Source organism: Streptomyces sp. NBC_00154 (assembly GCF_026342835.1).
GTDB lineage: Bacteria > Actinomycetota > Actinomycetes > Streptomycetales > Streptomycetaceae > Streptomyces.
The window spans coordinates 2,405,763-2,421,346 of the sequence record NZ_JAPEMI010000001.1; the positions used below are offsets into that span (position 1 = coordinate 2,405,763).

The 15,584-nt window shown below is 67.6% G+C and carries 15 protein-coding genes, 1 tRNA gene and 1 pseudogene; 7 read left to right on the plus strand and 10 right to left on the minus strand.

What is annotated here, in order from left to right; all coding sequences use genetic code 11:
• Positions 1-4 precede the first annotated feature (4 nt).
• Together OHA03_RS10675 and OHA03_RS10680 are read left to right on the plus strand one after the other, a co-directional pair.
• The gene (locus tag OHA03_RS10675; RefSeq protein ID WP_267003093.1) at positions 5-436 is read left to right on the plus strand and encodes a hypothetical protein; all 432 of its coding nucleotides are present in this window, start codon (positions 5-7) and stop codon (positions 434-436) included.
• 581 nt (positions 437-1,017) lie between these two features.
• On the plus strand, positions 1,018-1,272 hold the full coding sequence (locus tag OHA03_RS10680) for a hypothetical protein (protein ID WP_267003095.1): 255 nt from the start codon (positions 1,018-1,020) through the stop codon (positions 1,270-1,272).
• 1,045 nt (positions 1,273-2,317) lie between these two features.
• Here the strand turns inward: OHA03_RS10680 and OHA03_RS10685 are convergent.
• Positions 2,318-2,908, minus strand: coding sequence for a hypothetical protein (locus OHA03_RS10685; protein WP_267003097.1), 591 nt, complete (start codon positions 2,906-2,908; stop codon positions 2,318-2,320).
• A gap of 640 nt (positions 2,909-3,548) precedes the next feature.
• Positions 3,549-4,910, minus strand: a complete 1,362-nt coding sequence (locus tag OHA03_RS10690; protein ID WP_267003099.1) for a hypothetical protein — start codon at positions 4,908-4,910, stop codon at positions 3,549-3,551.
• Between the two features lie 588 nt (positions 4,911-5,498).
• On the opposite strand from OHA03_RS10690, the gene OHA03_RS10695 reads away from it, so the two are divergent.
• Both OHA03_RS10695 and OHA03_RS10700 read left to right on the plus strand, forming a co-directional pair.
• Positions 5,499-5,690 carry an AlpA family transcriptional regulator gene (locus OHA03_RS10695; RefSeq protein WP_267003101.1) on the plus strand — a complete coding sequence of 64 codons (192 nt, stop codon included), beginning with the start codon at positions 5,499-5,501 and terminating at the stop codon, positions 5,688-5,690.
• Positions 5,691-5,757: 67 nt separating this feature from the next.
• Positions 5,758-7,136 (plus strand): annotated as a pseudogene (locus OHA03_RS10700) (tyrosine-type recombinase/integrase).
• 179 nt (positions 7,137-7,315) lie between these two features.
• On the opposite strand, the gene OHA03_RS10705 reads toward OHA03_RS10700, so the two are convergent.
• A tRNA-Tyr gene (locus tag OHA03_RS10705) sits at positions 7,316-7,397 on the minus strand.
• A gap of 168 nt (positions 7,398-7,565) precedes the next feature.
• Here OHA03_RS10705 and OHA03_RS10710 point away from each other — a divergent pair.
• From OHA03_RS10710 to OHA03_RS10720, 3 genes are all read left to right on the plus strand, one after another.
• Positions 7,566-8,054, plus strand: a complete 489-nt coding sequence (locus tag OHA03_RS10710; RefSeq protein ID WP_030926258.1) for a YajQ family cyclic di-GMP-binding protein — start codon at positions 7,566-7,568, stop codon at positions 8,052-8,054.
• Between the two features lie 230 nt (positions 8,055-8,284).
• The gene (locus tag OHA03_RS10715; RefSeq protein WP_267003103.1) at positions 8,285-8,794 is read left to right on the plus strand and encodes a methylated-DNA--[protein]-cysteine S-methyltransferase; all 510 of its coding nucleotides are present in this window, start codon (positions 8,285-8,287) and stop codon (positions 8,792-8,794) included.
• Positions 8,795-8,870: 76 nt separating this feature from the next.
• A complete protein-coding gene (locus OHA03_RS10720) occupies positions 8,871-9,551 on the plus strand; it encodes an alpha-ketoglutarate-dependent dioxygenase AlkB (RefSeq protein ID WP_267003105.1) in 681 nt (226 codons plus the stop codon).
• On the opposite strand, the gene OHA03_RS10725 is transcribed toward OHA03_RS10720, so the two are convergent.
• From OHA03_RS10725 to OHA03_RS10755, 7 genes are all read right to left on the minus strand, one after another.
• The gene (locus OHA03_RS10725; RefSeq protein WP_030926262.1) at positions 9,545-9,817 is read right to left on the minus strand and encodes a GlsB/YeaQ/YmgE family stress response membrane protein; all 273 of its coding nucleotides are present in this window, start codon (positions 9,815-9,817) and stop codon (positions 9,545-9,547) included. The genes OHA03_RS10720 and OHA03_RS10725 overlap by 7 nt on opposite strands.
• A gap of 122 nt (positions 9,818-9,939) precedes the next feature.
• Positions 9,940-10,284 (minus strand): hypothetical protein, encoded by a 345-nt coding sequence (locus OHA03_RS10730; RefSeq protein ID WP_267003108.1) that lies wholly within the window; start codon positions 10,282-10,284, stop codon positions 9,940-9,942.
• 101 nt (positions 10,285-10,385) lie between these two features.
• The gene (locus OHA03_RS10735; RefSeq protein WP_267003110.1) at positions 10,386-10,778 is read right to left on the minus strand and encodes a YccF domain-containing protein; all 393 of its coding nucleotides are present in this window, start codon (positions 10,776-10,778) and stop codon (positions 10,386-10,388) included.
• Positions 10,775-11,638 (minus strand): zinc metalloprotease HtpX, encoded by an 864-nt coding sequence (gene htpX / locus OHA03_RS10740; RefSeq protein WP_030977873.1) that lies wholly within the window; start codon positions 11,636-11,638, stop codon positions 10,775-10,777. Before htpX ends, OHA03_RS10735 begins: the two co-directional genes overlap by 4 nt.
• Before the next feature lie 222 nt (positions 11,639-11,860).
• Positions 11,861-12,322 (minus strand): large conductance mechanosensitive channel protein MscL, encoded by a 462-nt coding sequence (gene mscL, locus OHA03_RS10745; protein WP_267003113.1) that lies wholly within the window; start codon positions 12,320-12,322, stop codon positions 11,861-11,863.
• A 119-nt stretch (positions 12,323-12,441) separates the two neighbouring features.
• Positions 12,442-14,016 (minus strand): NADH-quinone oxidoreductase subunit N, encoded by a 1,575-nt coding sequence (locus OHA03_RS10750; RefSeq protein WP_267003115.1) that lies wholly within the window; start codon positions 14,014-14,016, stop codon positions 12,442-12,444.
• Complete coding sequence (locus OHA03_RS10755; protein WP_267008000.1) at positions 14,013-15,563, minus strand: NuoM family protein; 1,551 nt, start codon at positions 15,561-15,563, stop codon at positions 14,013-14,015. The genes OHA03_RS10750 and OHA03_RS10755 overlap by 4 nt, the downstream gene beginning before the upstream one ends.
• Positions 15,564-15,584 lie beyond the last annotated feature (21 nt).

Sequence of the window (15,584 nt, forward strand, 5' to 3'; positions counted from 1 at the left end):
CCGCTTGGCGGACGCGACACCCGCCGACTCGGCTCACATCAAGCCCGTGGCCCCGGCAGCCGAGGACAGTCCAGTGCCCCTTGCGGCGGCCGTGTCTTCGGCCGACGCGTTCCGCCGCTTCTGGCCGTGGGCACGCCCCGACCGGTACCGGCTCGCCGCGAGTGTCGTCCTCCTCATCGCGGGGTCCGCGGGTGAAGTCGCTTCGGTGTGGCTCTTCAAGAACCTGGTCGACCAAGTCCTGATCCCCCACCGGTTCACAGCGTTCCTGCCGCTGGCCGGACTCATGGCCGCCGTGGCTGTGGTCGCGGCGCGCCACGGCATCCGCTTCGACCATTCGCAGGAAGCGAGCGATCTTCCACAACGCGCTCGGCTACGCGGTCGACGCCGGGCTTCTGTCCCAGAACCCTCTCCCCCAGGTCCAGTGGAAGGCGCCTGAGCAGGTGGAAGAGGAGTTGGACCCCGCGACGGTGCCTGACCCTCGACAGGCGCTCGCGCTGCTCGATGAAGTAGGGAAAGTTCTACCGCGCTCGCACAGTGACGGCTTTCAAGACCGTTCTGTGAAGCGTCCCTGCAAGCCTGCGACCTGGCCGTACGAACCGGGAGGGCCTCAACGCTGGCTTCCTGGCCGCAGGTTGGCCGAACGCACCAACCGCCGACCTCTTCGTCCCGAACGCGATCACGGACTCAAGTGGCCTTGTGCGCCTGCTGTTTGACCAGGGATGGCGCGCAAGGCTCTGTCCGTAGTCGTCCGAGGCAGTACGAGGAAGGCTGCTGTCTTTGGCCCCCCGGTTGGCCCCCTGAGCCGGCCAGAGCCAGGTGGGCCTACACCCGCTTTAGGAGCGTGGTGGGGCGGTCCGGACTGTGACCTGCGGACTCTGTATCTGAGCGGGACCTCGTCACGTGCTCCGCTTTGCGCCCCGATTCCCCCTGAGTCCCCGCCCGTTCTGGCACGAGAGTGGCACGGGAAGTTTCCTGAACGGCGATGACGGGCGTCTCGACGGACGTTACGATCGCGCGATGGATGTCGCTCAGGCGGTGCAGGACAACGAGCAGATACCCGGATGGATGCTGCTTGTGTTCTTCGCCATCGGAGCGTTCTGCCTCTGTTTGGGGCTGGCCCTCGTGCGGGACTACCGGGGACTGTCGAGCCAAAATGCAGCTGCCGCGCGCCACCAGGACGCGCAGCGCCTCATCAACAAGATAGTGGGTGGATCTTCATCATCGGTGGTGCCGTCTTCGTGTATGGCGCGACGACTGTCACAATTAAGTTGATCACAAGCTGACAAGCCCCGGCAGACCCGCCGGCGCCCGCACTGACACAGAGTTTGAGGTCTGGCCTCATCCTTATTAGGCCGATCGTGGGGGCCTGTCGATGTCGGTCAGCTCGCTCCGTACTTCGGCCGGCGGGCTGCTGAGGTTCGGCGTTGACCAGCGCCGTTCGTGCCGGTTGGTGTCAGGCGCTGATGTCAGGAATCGGGCTGCCCTTGACGTGCGTCCGTATCCCCGTTTGTAGTGCTTCGAGCTCTCACGGGCCTGCCGAGGATCTGAAGCACCGCGCCGAGCGCGACGAGAACCAGGGCTACGGTGGCGAGGTCCGCGGCCACTTCATAGGACCATCCGACCAGCCTTGGTACTCCGTTCAAGGCCAGGCCGCCGCCCATCGCGATGGCACCCCAACCAGCCTTCCGGGGATGCCGGTACTGCGCTGCTTTCCAACCGTTCAAGGTCAACGTTCCCCCGGCTGCCATCAGGCATCCGGAGGCCAACATGATCCACGCTGTCATGGCATTCCTCCGCCGGGAGATTACCGCGCGGTCGGCGGAGTCTTGTTGAGAGTCAAGCGCCGCTGAGTGCGATCAGTAGCCGAAGAAGTGAGGGGCCGGGTCTCTGACCTGCAACCCTCCAATCGATCAACGCTGCGACCTGCGACTTAGCTGTCGACGGTTGTCAGCGTCAGTCGTCGTTGAGCACCCTCGGACGGCCCACAGACGGCCCGGCTCACGGACCCGATGAGCCGCTGGCCCATGCATCGCGACCAGGTACGACAAGACCCCGGACGGCTACCTCGCCGGACTCCGCCTGCGTGCGTCGATGAGTGCGGACCCGTTACCGTCCGACGACGTTGATGTCAGCCGTGGATGTCAGCCACCGCCGATCAAGCACGACTTCGGAGGCCGTTGCGACTTCCGGCGTGGCGCTGATCAGAGACGAACGATGCTCCTTCGCTCAGGTGCCAATCCACGAATATGCGGCAGCTTGGCCGGCCCGTGCGTTATCGCCTGAGCCGTCCCGGGCAGCCGCGGAGCCATTGGCGACGTCAAATGGAGACGTCAGTGGTAACTGACGCGCCGTTCCCGAGAAGGAGCTCGAGCAGGGCAGCGTCGTGGGGGCGTAGCCAGTAGGACTCGGTGCCGAGATCCACAGCTACGGTGTACCCCATTCGGGCCTGTGTGCCATTCTGCTGCTGGCGCTCCCGACGTGCGGCCACCGGGCCCTGAAGGTTGATCGGCTGGTCAGTACTGCCCTTCCCGCGCTTGCGCCAGGCCAGACAGACCTCGCCGTCCGAGGACTGGTGCAGGAGCACGTGGCCGAGGGTCTGACTGCCGTCGCGCAGGCCAAGCGAGAGCATGCTGAGACGCACTCCTTGCCGAAGCCTCGCGGCGTCGGCCTCGACCGTGCGGGAGGCTCCCAGCCCGAGGCGAGCGGTCAGTTTTGCGGCCCAGCCGCGGTACAGGGCGCAGGTCGCTTGCGCCCCCTTCGGAGCCATGAGGAAGGAAACCGGAAGTAGCGCCCAAATCAACGGCTGAAGAACAAAAAAGAAGATCACGAAGCCCAGCAGACCGAGTGGCGCCCCTCCCAACGTCAGGCCGCCGAAAAACAGACCGAAGCCGACAGCAAACAGGATCAAGAGGTGTATCTGAGTACGGACGTTCACGGTTCCCACCAGTGTGCTTACTGTTCCAATTAGGCGAACCGGCAGGCTACCTGATGATCAGAGCTCGTTGACCATGGAGAACGTAGTGGTTCTCAGGCCAGCCTCGGGCGGGAGTGCGGACACACGTGGGCGTCGGCGCGATCTTTGGTCGATGGCACGCCCGGACTGGGGTCGAGCATGGCCAGGGAGCCGTACGCCAGCCGCGAATGCGGCTGGCTCCTGCCTGCCCGTAACAAGCCCGATCGGCTCCCTCGTCTTGCTCGACGTCGGGTTCCAGGCAACACGTTCTCCGGGTGCGGTGGGGCAGCGACGATCAGTCGGCCTGACGGCTCGAACTACCGAGCCTGTGGCACGGGTGTGGCACGGCCGTGATCACGACAAGGGCCAGCTCCAGAGGATCAAGCCTCTGAACTGGCCCTTAGCCGTGTGCCCCGGCAGGATTCGAACCTGCGACACCCGCTTTGGGAGCGAGGTGAGGTGGTTACAAGCCTGACCTGCGGGTTCACTGCCTTGGGTAGATTCGGCGGCGCGTCCCCCTGCGCCCCCTGATTCCCCGCCCGTTCTGGCACGAGAGTGGCACGGGGACCTGCGCTGGTGACCTTCTCGATGCGAACTACTGGCTGCTCGGTCGCTCAGGTCTGCCGGGCCGGTGGCGTCGTTTCTCCTCCCGTTGGGCGGCCACGTCGGGGATGACGGCAATAGCCTCGGTGAGGCGGCCCTGCCGGATCAGTAGTTCGGCCAGGTCGGTCGCGGCCCGTTCGCCGGGCAATGGGCGTAGGAGGGCGATGGCCTCCTCGACGCGGCCGTCCTGGGCAAGCAGCCAGGCGATGGTCAGCTCGCGGTCCTCGACCCTGTCGGCTGGCAACGCCTGGATCTCCGCGATTGCCTCCCTGGCGCGTCCCGACTCTCCCATCAGCCACCACCGGTTGGACCGGAGCCAGAACTCATCGTTCTCCGCCAGGAATTCGGGGCTGCGCCCTTCCGTGAGTCCAAGGGCTCTGTCGTGCAGGCCCCGGTCGGCGAGCACGATCAGGGTCGCCTGGAGAAGGTTCCCGTCGTAGAGGTCGTCGAACGTGTGCTCCACCGCCTCGATCGCGTCGTCCACCCGGCCCTGACGGATGAGCAGTCCCATCAGTGTGCTCTCGTGCCAACCCGGATGCTTGGCGGCGATGAGGTCGCGCAGGTACGCCTCCGCTTCCCCGGCTCGGCCCAGATTCTCCAGGGCCGTCACGTACGGGCTTACGGCGGCGTACCTCTGGGTGTCGGCAAGGTCGCGAAGTGCCTCAACCCGACCGTGTCGGGCCAGCAGCTCGGCATAGAACTTGACGTTGTTCTGCGGCCCGTACCGGCGTGCGGCCATGTCCACGCCGAGCAGCCGGATTGCCTGGTCCGCCCGGCCGGACCGCTCCAAGACCCGGGCCTGTGCAGGGAGGGCACCCCACAAGTCGTCGCACTGCTTCGGGTCGTGCCGGAACTCCTCGGCGATCGGGGCCAGCAGCTCCAACACCCGCTCGTCGCATCCCTGGCCCTCGGTCATCTCCACCAGGGCCCCCAGCAGGCGCCCGCCGCGCAGATGCGGGCCGAGTACGCCGATCGCGTCGTCCACCCGCCCGGCCCGGACCAGCGCCTCGGCGTAGTCCCGCCACGCGTCGACCGCGTTCTCCTGCGGCCTCTTGGGGTGCGCCAGCTCCAGCGCCTGGTCGACGCGGCCCCACCGCAACAGGACGTCGGCGCCCGCCCGCACCGCCGGCTGCCAACCGGTGGCCGCGAACGGCTCCACCACCGTCCAGGCCCGTCCGAACTCCCCCACCGCACACAACCCCCGCACCGCACCAGCAGCGCAGAACCAGTCCTCACGCTCCCGTGCCGCCTCCACTAGGGCCTCCAGGCCGCCGCGTTCGAGGATCTCGTCCACGATCCGCGGCAGGACGCCGCCGAGGTTGCTCAACTGCCACTGAAGATCATCCACATTCACGGGGGCACCCTAGGGTCAGCCGCCGACACACCCGCGACGCGGCTTGCCGGTTGGCCCACCGAGCCTGTCAGTGGGCCACCCGCTTGCTGCTACGCGCGGTGTCGAGCATCACGGTTAGCGCGTGCGGTCTTCCATTGCCGATCCCTTCGGAGCAGAGGCGTGCTCCTCTTGCTGTTCGGCGGAACGCTGCCCGAAGGTCGCGCCGCGAAGCGGCTCCTTCTTCACGCTTGAGGCGCACCGAACTACAACAGACGCCCCCTCTTTTGTCCTAAGAGGGAAGACGCTGCGTCACCTGCGTCATGCAGGCCGAAAAACGGCCCCTGACCTGCGGCCAAAGCCATGACGTAGACAGCGGCCTCTGCGTCATCCTGCGTCATCTGCGTCATCCGATGACGCACCCCATGACGCTGCGATGACGCACGCCCTAGCTAGTGCGTCAAGCAAAACCACAGGTCAGAAGCCTAAGTGACGCTGATGACGCAATGACGCAGAAATCCACGCCTCGGACACACGCGGACTCCCGACAAGCCCCATGCCCGAAGACCCCGTCACTCCCCCAAAAGATCGACGCCTCGAAGGAGTCGCACCGTGGCACACCCCAAGATGCTCAAGCTCCCTGAAGTCCTCGAAGAGATCGACATGAGCCGCGCCGCCTTCTACCGCATGCGCGCCCGCGGCCAGGCCCCTCGCATCCAGAAGTTGCCCAACGGCCAACTCCGCGTGAGCCGTGCTGACCTGGACGCTTGGTGGGAGCGCTGCGAGCAGCGCGCTGCCGTCTGACCCGATGCAATGCACGCACCCGAGGGCCCGCCGATACGGCGGGCCCTCGGCCTGTTCCTGGAGAGTCATGCCCCTTACGTACGACGTGCGCCTCTATGCGATCGAGGCGCGTCCGGACCGCCCCAAGCCCTATCGGGTGCGCTGGGTGGTCGGGCAGCGCAAGCATTCCAAGAGCTACAAGCTCAAGGCTCAGGCCGACGGGCGCCGTTCGGAGCTGATGGCGGCCGTTCGGCGCGGCGAGCAGTTCGACGACGACAAGGGCCTGCCGACATCAGAGCTCCGGGCCCTTCAAGGCTCGATCACTTGGTACGAGCACACCCGGGCATACATCGACCGTAAGTGGACGACGGCGCCGGCCAAGTCCCGCAAGAACTACTCGGATGCCCTGGCAACGATCACTCCAGCTCTGGTGAAGTCGACTGTCGGAAAGCCCGACGCCGCACTGCTGCGGCGCGCCCTGTACGGGTGGGCGTACAACCGAAACCGGTGGGACGAGGAACCACCTGAGGATGTCGCCCGCGCTCTGCAATGGATGGCCAAGAACTCGCTACCGGTCTCCGCCCTCGAAGACGCAGCCACGGTCCGCGTGGCACTGGACGCCCTGGGGCTGAAGGTCGATGGAAAGCCGGCCGCGCCTCGCACCGCACGGCGCAAGCGTGCCTGCCTCAGTGACGTGCTGGGGCTCGCCGTCGAAGAGCGGTATTTCACCACGCCCGTGAATCCGCTTACGACCGTCAAGTGGGCCGCGCCGAAGTCCGCCGAGGAGGTCGACCCCGACAGCGTCGCCAACCCCCGCCAGGCCCGCTCGTTGCTCAAGGGAGTGCGCGAGCAGGTGCCGCGCGGCGCGCACCTGGAGGCGTTCTTCGGGTGCCTGTACTACGCGGCCATGCGGCCGGCCGAAGCTACCGCCCTTCGCCGCGAGCAATGCCACCTGCCGGAAACGGGATGGGGCACTCTGACGCTGCGCCAGGGGGCCACTCGGGCCGGGCGGAATTGGACCGACGACGGGCAGGCGCACGAGATGCGACACCAAGGCGCGGGCGGTCAAGGACTCGCGTCCCGTACCGATCCCGCCGCATTTCGTACGGCTGCTGCGCCGGCACATCGCCACGCACGGCGTCGCTCCGGATGGTCGGCTGTTCCGGACGAGCCGTGGGGGGGCTGCTCCAGGAGACTGGATACGGCGAGGTCTGGGCGCGGGCCCGCAAAGACGTGCTGACCGAGCAGGAGGCCGCGTCTTTACTCGCCCGCCGTCCTTATGATCTCCGCCACGCCGGGGTCTCGTTCTGGCTCAGTTCCGGGGTGGATCCGATGGAGTGCGCGCGGCGGGCGGGGCACACCATCGCCGTTCTGTTCCGGGTGTACGCGAAGGTGCTGGCACAGACGCAGGAGCGTGCCAACCATCGGATCGATGCGGCGATGCGTGAGTGGAACGAACCGGAGTGAGGGTGCCACCTGTCCCCCGGGGGACAGGTGGGGGACACGACCTGATCAGAGGCGGGATACCGGCGGTAGGAAGTGAGACAAGCCGCCCATTTCGGTCCCCTCCCCGAAACGCATCCGGAGCATGCAGAAACCCCCGCTGATCTGCTGTGTCAGCAGGTCAGCGGGGGTTTCCCGTTCTGTGGCGGCGCCAGGGTTCGAACCTGGGTAGGCTGAGCCGGCAGATTTACAGTCTGCTCCCTTTGGCCACTCGGGCACACCGCCTCGAACGACGCGCTGGAACTCCGTTTGACCGGGGCTCCTTGGCGACGACGTAAACGATACCTGATGACCGGGGGTGCTCCGCCACCTGATTGATCAGTGCTCGCGGCGGTCGGCGGTGGCTAGGCTTTGCCCTGTACCCACCGCATACGACGCAAGGAGCCACACGTCATGGCCGACTCCAGTTTCGACATCGTCTCGAAGGTCGAGCGGCAGGAGGTCGACAACGCCCTCAACCAGGCCGCCAAGGAGATCTCGCAGCGCTACGACTTCAAGGGCACGGGTGCCTCGATCTCCTGGTCCGGCGAGAAGATCCTGATGGAGGCGAACGGCGAGGAGCGCGTGAAGGCGATCCTCGACATCTTCCAGTCCAAGCTGATCAAGCGGGGCATCTCACTGAAGTCGCTGGACGCGGGCGAGCCGCAGCTGTCCGGCAAGGAGTACAAGATCTTCGCCACGATCGAGGAAGGCATCTCCCAGGAGAACGCCAAGAAGGTGGCGAAGATCATTCGCGATGAGGGTCCGAAGGGCGTCAAGGCGCAGGTCCAGGGCGATGAGCTGCGGGTCAGCTCGAAGAGCCGCGACGACCTGCAGGCCGTGCAGGCGCTGCTGAAGGGGCAGGACTTCGACTTCGCCGTGCAGTTCGTGAACTACCGCTAGGTCATTCGGCCGCCCGGCCGGGCGCGGCGCGGGGTCGGGGCGGCGTGGCATGTGCCGGCCGGCCTCGCACCTCCGGGTGCGATGTCCGAATACCGCCAGTCATAGGGAGCGGGCGGGCACAGACTTGTCGGTACGGAGCGATGAATCGGGCAATTCGCGCGATTCGGGTGGCTGGGTGATTCGTCGCCCTGTACGGAGTCGCCCTGTACGGAGGAAGAGAGGGACCGGCCATGACCATGTACGCGACCGTCGACAGCCCGCTGGGCGAACTGCTGCTGGTCGGCGAGGAGGCAGCTGCCGAGGCGGGCGGTGTGGCGCTCGCCTCGCTCTCCGTGCCCGGCCAGAAGGGTGCCGCGGTCGTCCAGGACGGCTGGGTCCACGCGCCAAAGGCCTTCGCCGGGATCGCCGGCCAGCTGCGGGCGTACTTCGAGGGCCGGCTGACTCACTTCGACATCGCGTACGTGGAGGGGCAGGGCACGGAGTTCCAGCGCCGGGTCTGGGGCGCGCTGGACACCGTCCCGTACGGGGAGACGGTGTCGTACGGACAGATTGCCGAGCGGATCGGCACGCCCGGGGCGGGCGTGCGGGCCGTGGGGACGGCGATCGGACGCAATCCTCTGCTGGTCGTGCGCCCGTGCCATCGGGTGATCGGCGCGGACGGGGCACTGCGGGGTTACGCGGGCGGTCTGGAGCGCAAGGAGCGGCTTCTGGGACTGGAAGGTGCCCTGGTGGTGCGCTGAGGGGCCGTGTGCTCCATGGGCGTGCGCAGAGCGGCTGGTGCCGAATGGCGCTGAGTACCGAATGGCGGTGTGCTGAATGGCGGGTCTCTTCCCCAGGCCGCGGACCGCTGTGACGCCGGGGGCGGTGCATGTGCCGGAGTGGCTGTCGGTGGAGCGGCAGCGCGAGCTGGTCGAGGCGTGCCGGGAATGGGCACGGGGGCCGGTGCCGCTGCGGCACACGGTGTTGCCGGGTGGCGGGGTGATGTCCGTGCAGTCGGTCTGTGTGGGCTGGCACTGGCAGCCGTACCGCTACTCGCGCACCGCGGATGATGTGAACGGCGCCCGGGTGGCCGAATTCCCGGACTGGTTGGTGGATTTGGGGCGGGCGGCGCTGGCCGAGGCGTACGGGGAGGAGTACCCGGCCGAGGCGTATGCGCCCGACACTGCGCTGATCAACTTCTATGACGGTGCGGCAAGGATGGGCATGCACCAGGACAAGGAGGAGCGGTCGGACGCTCCGGTCGTCTCGCTCAGCATCGGCGATACGTGCGTCTTCCGATTCGGCAACACCGAGGACCGTGGATGGCCTTACACGGATCTGGAGTTGGCTTCCGGCGACCTGTTCGTCTTCGGCGGGCCGTCACGCTTCGCGTTTCACGGCGTGCCGAAGGTCTGTCCGGGGACGGCTGATCCTGCGACGGGTATGAGCGGTGGCCGGCTCAATGTGACGCTGCGCGAGACCGGGCTGGGCGGACCGGGCGCGGACGGGCGTCAGTGACGTTCTCGTGAGTTCCCGAAGAGCAGGCGGTAGATGATGAGCAGCACCAGTGAGCCGCCGATGGCGGAGATCCACGTCGTGGTGTCGTAGAAGTCGTTGGAGATCGGCCGGTCGAGGAAGTGCGACGATATCCAGCCGCCGATGAAGGCGCCGATGATTCCGATGAGGGTGGTGCCGACCAGCCCGCCCGGGTCTCGGCCGGGGAGCAGGACCTTGGCAATGGCTCCGGCCAACAGTCCGAGAATGATCCAACCGATGATGCTCATGTTGCCGAACCTACCCTTCGCCTGGTTGTGAAACCCAAGACGTTGCACAGGCCTGCGTGGTTGCCGGTCGGGCGGAAAGAGCGGCAGGTCACAGCGGGCTCGGATGCGGGCTCACAGCGGGCTCAGATGCGGGCGTTGTAGTCCGGCCAGGGTTGCAGTTCCGGTGCGTCGTCGTCGAGGTCCTCTCCGTACCAGCCGGTTCCGTCCAGCAGGGCGACGAGTGACTGTTGCCCGGAGAGGGCGGGTCCACCGGTGACCGGCAACAGCTCGCGTGCCGGACCGCGGCCGCCGTCGGTGGTGCGGTTACGGAGGGCGGTGGGCAGCGGCGGCGGGGGAAAGCCGGGGGGCGCCGCCGCACGGGCCACGTCTTCGGCGGTGCGTGCGGCGGGGAGGAGACGGTTCTCCCGTCGCGGGGTGATGTGCGCTGTCTTCTCGACGACTGTCAGCAACTGCTCGGTGTCGTTCATGGGTTCATGGTGGACGACGGCACTGACAGTGGGCAGTTGGCGGGTCGACGAGGTGGTCTTCGGCGGCTGCGCCGCCTCGCTGTCCGGTTGTCCGGCCTGCGTCACCGTCCGGCGAACGGCTCGTCCGTTCGCACGATTTCCTTGCCGAAGGGCATGAGGGAGACCGGGATCAGCTTGAAGTTGGCGATGCCCAGTGGGATGCCGATGATCGTGAGGCAGAGAACGATCCCGGTGGTGATGTGGCCGAGGGCGAGCCACCAGCCCGCCAGGATCAGCCAGAGCACGTTGCCCACGCAGGAGGGCGCGCCGGCGTCGCGGCGGTCGACGACTGTGTAGCCGAACGGCCAGAGGGCGTAGAGGCCGATACGGAAGGCGGCCAGGCCGAACGGGATGCCGATGATGGTGATGCAGAGGAGGATGCCGGCGGCTATGTAGGCGAGGAACATCCAGAAGCCGCACAGGACCAGCCATATGACGTTCAGGATTGTCTTCACGGGCGATGACCTGCCATCTGCTCGAGTCGGGCGATGCGCTCCGCCATCGGCGGATGTGTCGAGAACATCTTGGACATGCCCTGACCGGGGCGGAACGGGTTCGCGATCATCATGTGGCTCGCGGTCTCGATCTTCGGCTCAGGGGGCAGGGGGAGCTGTTTTGTTCCGGCGTCCAGTTTGCGCAGGGCGCTGGCGAGGGCCAGGGGGTCGCCGGTCAGCCGGGCGCCCGAAGCGTCTGCTTCGTACTCACGGGAGCGGCTGACGGCGAGCTGGATGACGGAGGCGGCGAGGGGGCCCAGGATCATGATCAGCAGCATGCCGAGGATGCCGGGGCCTTCGTCGTCGTTGGATCGGCCCACGGGGATCAGCCAGGCGAAGTTCACCAGGAACATGACGACGGAGGCGAGTGCTCCGGCGACGGATGAGATCAGGATGTCGCGGTTGTAGACGTGGCTGAGCTCGTGGCCGAGGACTCCGCGCAGTTCGCGTTCGTCCAGGATCTGGAGGATGCCTTCGGTGCAGCAGACTGCCGCGTTGCGCGGGTTGCGTCCGGTGGCGAATGCGTTGGGTGCCTGGGTCGGGGAGATGTAGAGCCGTGGCATGGGCTGCCGGGCTGCGGTGGAGAGTTCGCGGACGATGCGGTAGAGCTGTGGCGCCTCGAACTCGCTGACCGGGCGGGCCCGCATGGCTCTGAGTGCGAGCTTGTCGCTGTTCCAGTAGGCGTAGGCGTTGGTGCCTACTGCTACGACGAGCGCGACGACGAGGCCTGTACGTCCGAAGAAGCTGCCGATGACGATGATGAGTGCTGACAGGCCCCCGAGGAGTACGGCGGTTCTCAGCCCGTTGTGCCGGCGGTGCACGGTACGCCCTCCAAGTGGTGCAGCAGGGGAACCCTTTGCTGGTGGTGCTCCACTCCCCAGTGGAGCCTCCTGTACTGGTCAACGCCAGGCGAGGAGAGCTAGTTCCCTTGTGCGCACGGCCGGAGGGCGGGCCGTGTCCGGCGGCTTGCCCGGCTGTCGGGGCCGGAGCAGGCATTGGGCCGTACGGGTGTCGGGGGTCGGTGCCGGGCGGCGCCGGGTGGGTCAGCGCTGGGCGGGGAGTTCGGCGAGCGCGAGTGCCTCGGGGTCGGGCTTGACCTCGCTGGTGCAGTGGGCGCAGCGGGAGGCGATGGCGGGGATCTCGGTGTAGCAGCGGGGGCAGTCGCGCAGGGCGGCCTTGATGTCGACCTTCTGGTCCTTGCTGGACGCGAAGCGGTTCTGGACCTTGGTCATCGGGACGACGACGCAGAAGTAGAGCACCGCGGCGGTGATCAGGAAGGCGATGGTGGCGGCGAGGAACTTTCCGTACGGAAATTCTGCGCCCTCGACCGTGAACCGGGCATTGCTGAAGTCGCCGACGGAGCCGGTGGCGAGGCCGATCAGGGGCGTGATGAAGGCGGTGCTGAAGCCGGTGACGACTGCGGTGAACGCGGCTCCGACGGCGAGTCCGATCGCCATGGAGATGACGTTTCCGCGCAGGATGAAGTCCTTGAACCCGTTCAGCACTGCTCTCGCTCCTCTTCGCTGTGTGCGTGTGTGTGTCGTACGTCTGTGTCGTTGTGCGGGCATGACCCTGCCCTGTTCCGTCCGCTCGGGGCAAACCGGTCTTGGGCGGGGATGCCGGGTCAGAAGAGGTTGACCGCGGCGAACCGGAGCACGAGCTGCGGGGCGCCGGAGAGCACGATGCCGACTGCGGCGGTGAGGGCGATCGCCGTGGTGAGCGAGACGGGTGCCGCTACGGGTGCGCGCAGGGTCTGGACCGCCACCGCCGGGCCGTCGGCCAGGGCGGCGGCCGGGGCCGGGGCGGCCGGCTCGGCCTCCTCCGGAGCGCGGAACAGCGCCGCCGTCCACTGCAGATAGTAGTAGAGCGCGATCACGACGTTCACGGCCATGACGACGGCGAGCCAGCCGAGTCCTGCGTCCACGGCGGAGGAGAAGACCGTGACCTTGGCAAAGAGGCCGACGATACCTGGCGGGAGGCCGGCCAGGCAGAGCAGGAAGAAGCCCATCGCGAGGGCGGTGAGAGGGCGGGTGGCGTACAGGCCTCGGTAGTCGGAGAGGCGGTTGTCCGGCTTCGTGCGGGCGACAAGGGCGGCCACGGCGAAGGCGCCGAGGTTCACGACGGCGTACATGAGGGCGTACGCGACGGTGGAGCCGATCTGTTCGTCGCCGGAGTAGGCGGCGGAGGCGATCGGCACAAGGAGGTAGCCGGCCTGGGCGATGGACGACCAGGCGAGCAGGCGTACGGCGCTGCGGGCGCGGGTGGCGGTCTGGCGCAGGGCCGCGACGTTACCGACGGTCATGGTGAGGGCGGCGACGACGGCGAGGGCTGGTCCCCAGACGTCGGCGTACGACGGGAACGCGATCACGGTGACGAGGATCAGCCCGGAGAAGCCGACGGCTTTGCCGACGACCGACAGGTAGGCGGCGACCGGCAGCGGGGCGCCGACGTAGGTGTCGGGGACCCAGAAGTGGAAGGGTGCGGCTGCCGTTTTGAAGGCGAAGCCGACGAGGGTGAGGGCGACGCCCGCCTCGGCGAGGGTGGAGAGCTGGTCGGGGACGTCGTGGAGGCGGGTGGCGAGCTCCGTTAGGTGGAGGGTGCCGGTCGTCGCGTACACGAAGCTGACGCCGAGGAGCATCACAGCGGTCGCGACGACGGAGGAGAGGAAGAACTTGAGGGCAGCCTCGGAGGAGCGCCGGTCGTCGCGCTTGATGCCGACGAGGGCGAAGGCGGGCAGGGAGGCGACTTCGAGGGCGACGACGAGGGTGGCGAGGTCGCGGGCGGCGGGCAGGAGTGCGGCGCCTGCCGCGGAGGACAGGAGCAGGAACCAGAATTCACCGGCGGGGAGTCTGCGGGTGTCGCCGAAGGAGAGCAGCGCGGTGAGCAGGGCGCCGCCGAGGACGAGGACCTGGATGATCAGGGCGAAGTGGTCGGCGGTGTAGCTGCAGGCTTCGGTGCCGGTCCCCGTGGTGAGGCAGAAGGTGGAGTGGTTGCCGCCGCGCAGCGGGATGAGGAGGGCGAGGCCGGCGACGAGTCCGGCGATGCTCGCCAGGCCGAGGAGGGGTTTGCGTTCCTCGGGGAGGAAGAGGTCGGCGACGAGGATGATCAGGGCGACCGTCGCGACGACGACGGGGGGCGCGATGGCCAGCCAGTCGACGGACTGGACGAGGCTGGTGGTGCTGTCGGCCGCTGTGGTCACGACTTGCCTCCTGCGAGGAGCTTCTGCACGGCCGGGTCGGTGAGGCCGAGGAGGACGGCGGGCCACAGGCCGGCGAGGACGGTGAGGGCGGCGAGCGGGGTCCAGGCGGCGAACTCGTACGTCTGGATGTCTGCGATCCGATGCGGTTCCTCGCGCTTCTCGCCCATGCAGACGCGGCGTACCACGATGAGCATGTATGCGGCGGTGAGCAGGGTGCCGAACGCGCCGATCGACATGAAGGTGAGGAAGGCCGGGCGGCTGAGGCCCCGGGCCGGGTCGAAGGCGCCGAACAGGGTGAGCATCTCGCCCCAGAACCCGGCGAGTCCGGGCAGGCCGAGCGAGGCTACGGCGGCGAAGGCGAGGAGGCCGCCGAGCCGGGGAGCGCGGCCGTAGAGGGCGGCTCCGGTGGCGCCGGCGAGGGTGTCGAGGTCGGCGGTGCCGTACCGGTCCTTGACAGCGCCGACCAGGAAGAACAGCAGGCCGGTGATGAGGCCGTGGGCGATGTTGGCGAAGAGCGCGCCGTTGACGCCGGTGGGGGTCATGGTCGCGATGCCGAGGAGCACGAAGCCCATGTGGCCGACGGAGGAGTATGCGATCAGGCGCTTCAGGTCGCCCTTGGAACCGGGGCGGGCGAGCGCCAGGCAGGCGAGCGATCCGTAGACGATGCCGACGACTGCGAACGCGGCGAGGTACGGCGCGAAGGTGTGCATTCCGTCGGGGGTGATGGGCAGCAGGATGCGGACGAATCCGTACGTGCCCATTTTCAGCAGGACGCCTGCGAGGAGCACCGAGCCGACGGTCGGGGCGGCGGTGTGGGCGTCCGGCAGCCAGCTGTGCAGCGGCCACATCGGGGCCTTCACGGCGAGCCCGATGCCGATCGCCAGTACGGCGATGACCTGCACGGACGAGGTGAGCCCACGGCCGTTGTCAGTGGCGAGTGCCACCATGTCGAAGGTGCCGCTCTTCAGTCCGATGAGGAGGAGGCCCAGCAGCATGATCACGGAGCCGAGCAGCGTGTAGAGGATGAATTTCCAGGCGGCTGCCTGCCTCTGTGCGCCGCCCCAGCGGGCGATGAGGAAGTACATCGGGATGAGGACCATCTCGAACGCCAGGAAGAACAGCAGCAGGTCGAGGACGGCGAAGGTCGCGAGGGTGCCGGACTCGAGGACGAGGACGAGTGCGACGAAGGCCTTCGGGGAGGGGCCGTCGGGCATTTTGAAGTAGCTGTAGAGCGCGCAGAGGAAGGTCAGCAGCGCGGTCAGTACGAGAAGGGGGAGCGAGATGCCGTCGATGCCGAGGTGGATGCGGACGTCGAGCGCCGGGATCCAGCTGATGTCGGTGGTGGCCTGCATCTTCGACGGGTGGTCGTGGTCGAAGCCGAGGGCCAGCACGATCGCGGCGATGAGGATCGCGCCGGTGACGGTCACGCCGTGGCGGAGCACGGCCTGGTCGGGGTTCTTTCCCCGCAGCCCGGGCGGGGCCGGCAGGAGGGCGGCGACGGCGCCGACGAGCGGGCCCACGACGATGAACGCGAGAAGGAACTGCATCACGGATTCGCTGATATCGAT

Excerpts from the sequence above, each read along its gene's own strand:
- OHA03_RS10680 (WP_267003095.1), top strand. The coding sequence starts at position 1,018 with ATGGATGTCGCTCAGGCGGTGCAGGACAACGAGCAGATACCCGGATGG.
- OHA03_RS10710 (WP_030926258.1), top strand. The coding sequence starts at position 7,566 with ATGGCCGACTCCAGTTTCGACATCGTCTCGAAGGTCGAGCGGCAGGAG.
- OHA03_RS10715 (WP_267003103.1), top strand. The coding sequence starts at position 8,285 with ATGACCATGTACGCGACCGTCGACAGCCCGCTGGGCGAACTGCTGCTG.
- OHA03_RS10720 (WP_267003105.1), top strand. The coding sequence starts at position 8,871 with ATGGCGGGTCTCTTCCCCAGGCCGCGGACCGCTGTGACGCCGGGGGCG.
- OHA03_RS10725 (WP_030926262.1), bottom strand. The coding sequence starts at position 9,817 with ATGAGCATCATCGGTTGGATCATTCTCGGACTGTTGGCCGGAGCCATT.
- OHA03_RS10730 (WP_267003108.1), bottom strand. The coding sequence starts at position 10,284 with ATGAACGACACCGAGCAGTTGCTGACAGTCGTCGAGAAGACAGCGCAC.
- OHA03_RS10755 (WP_267008000.1), bottom strand. The coding sequence starts at position 15,563 with ATGCAGTTCCTTCTCGCGTTCATCGTCGTGGGCCCGCTCGTCGGCGCC.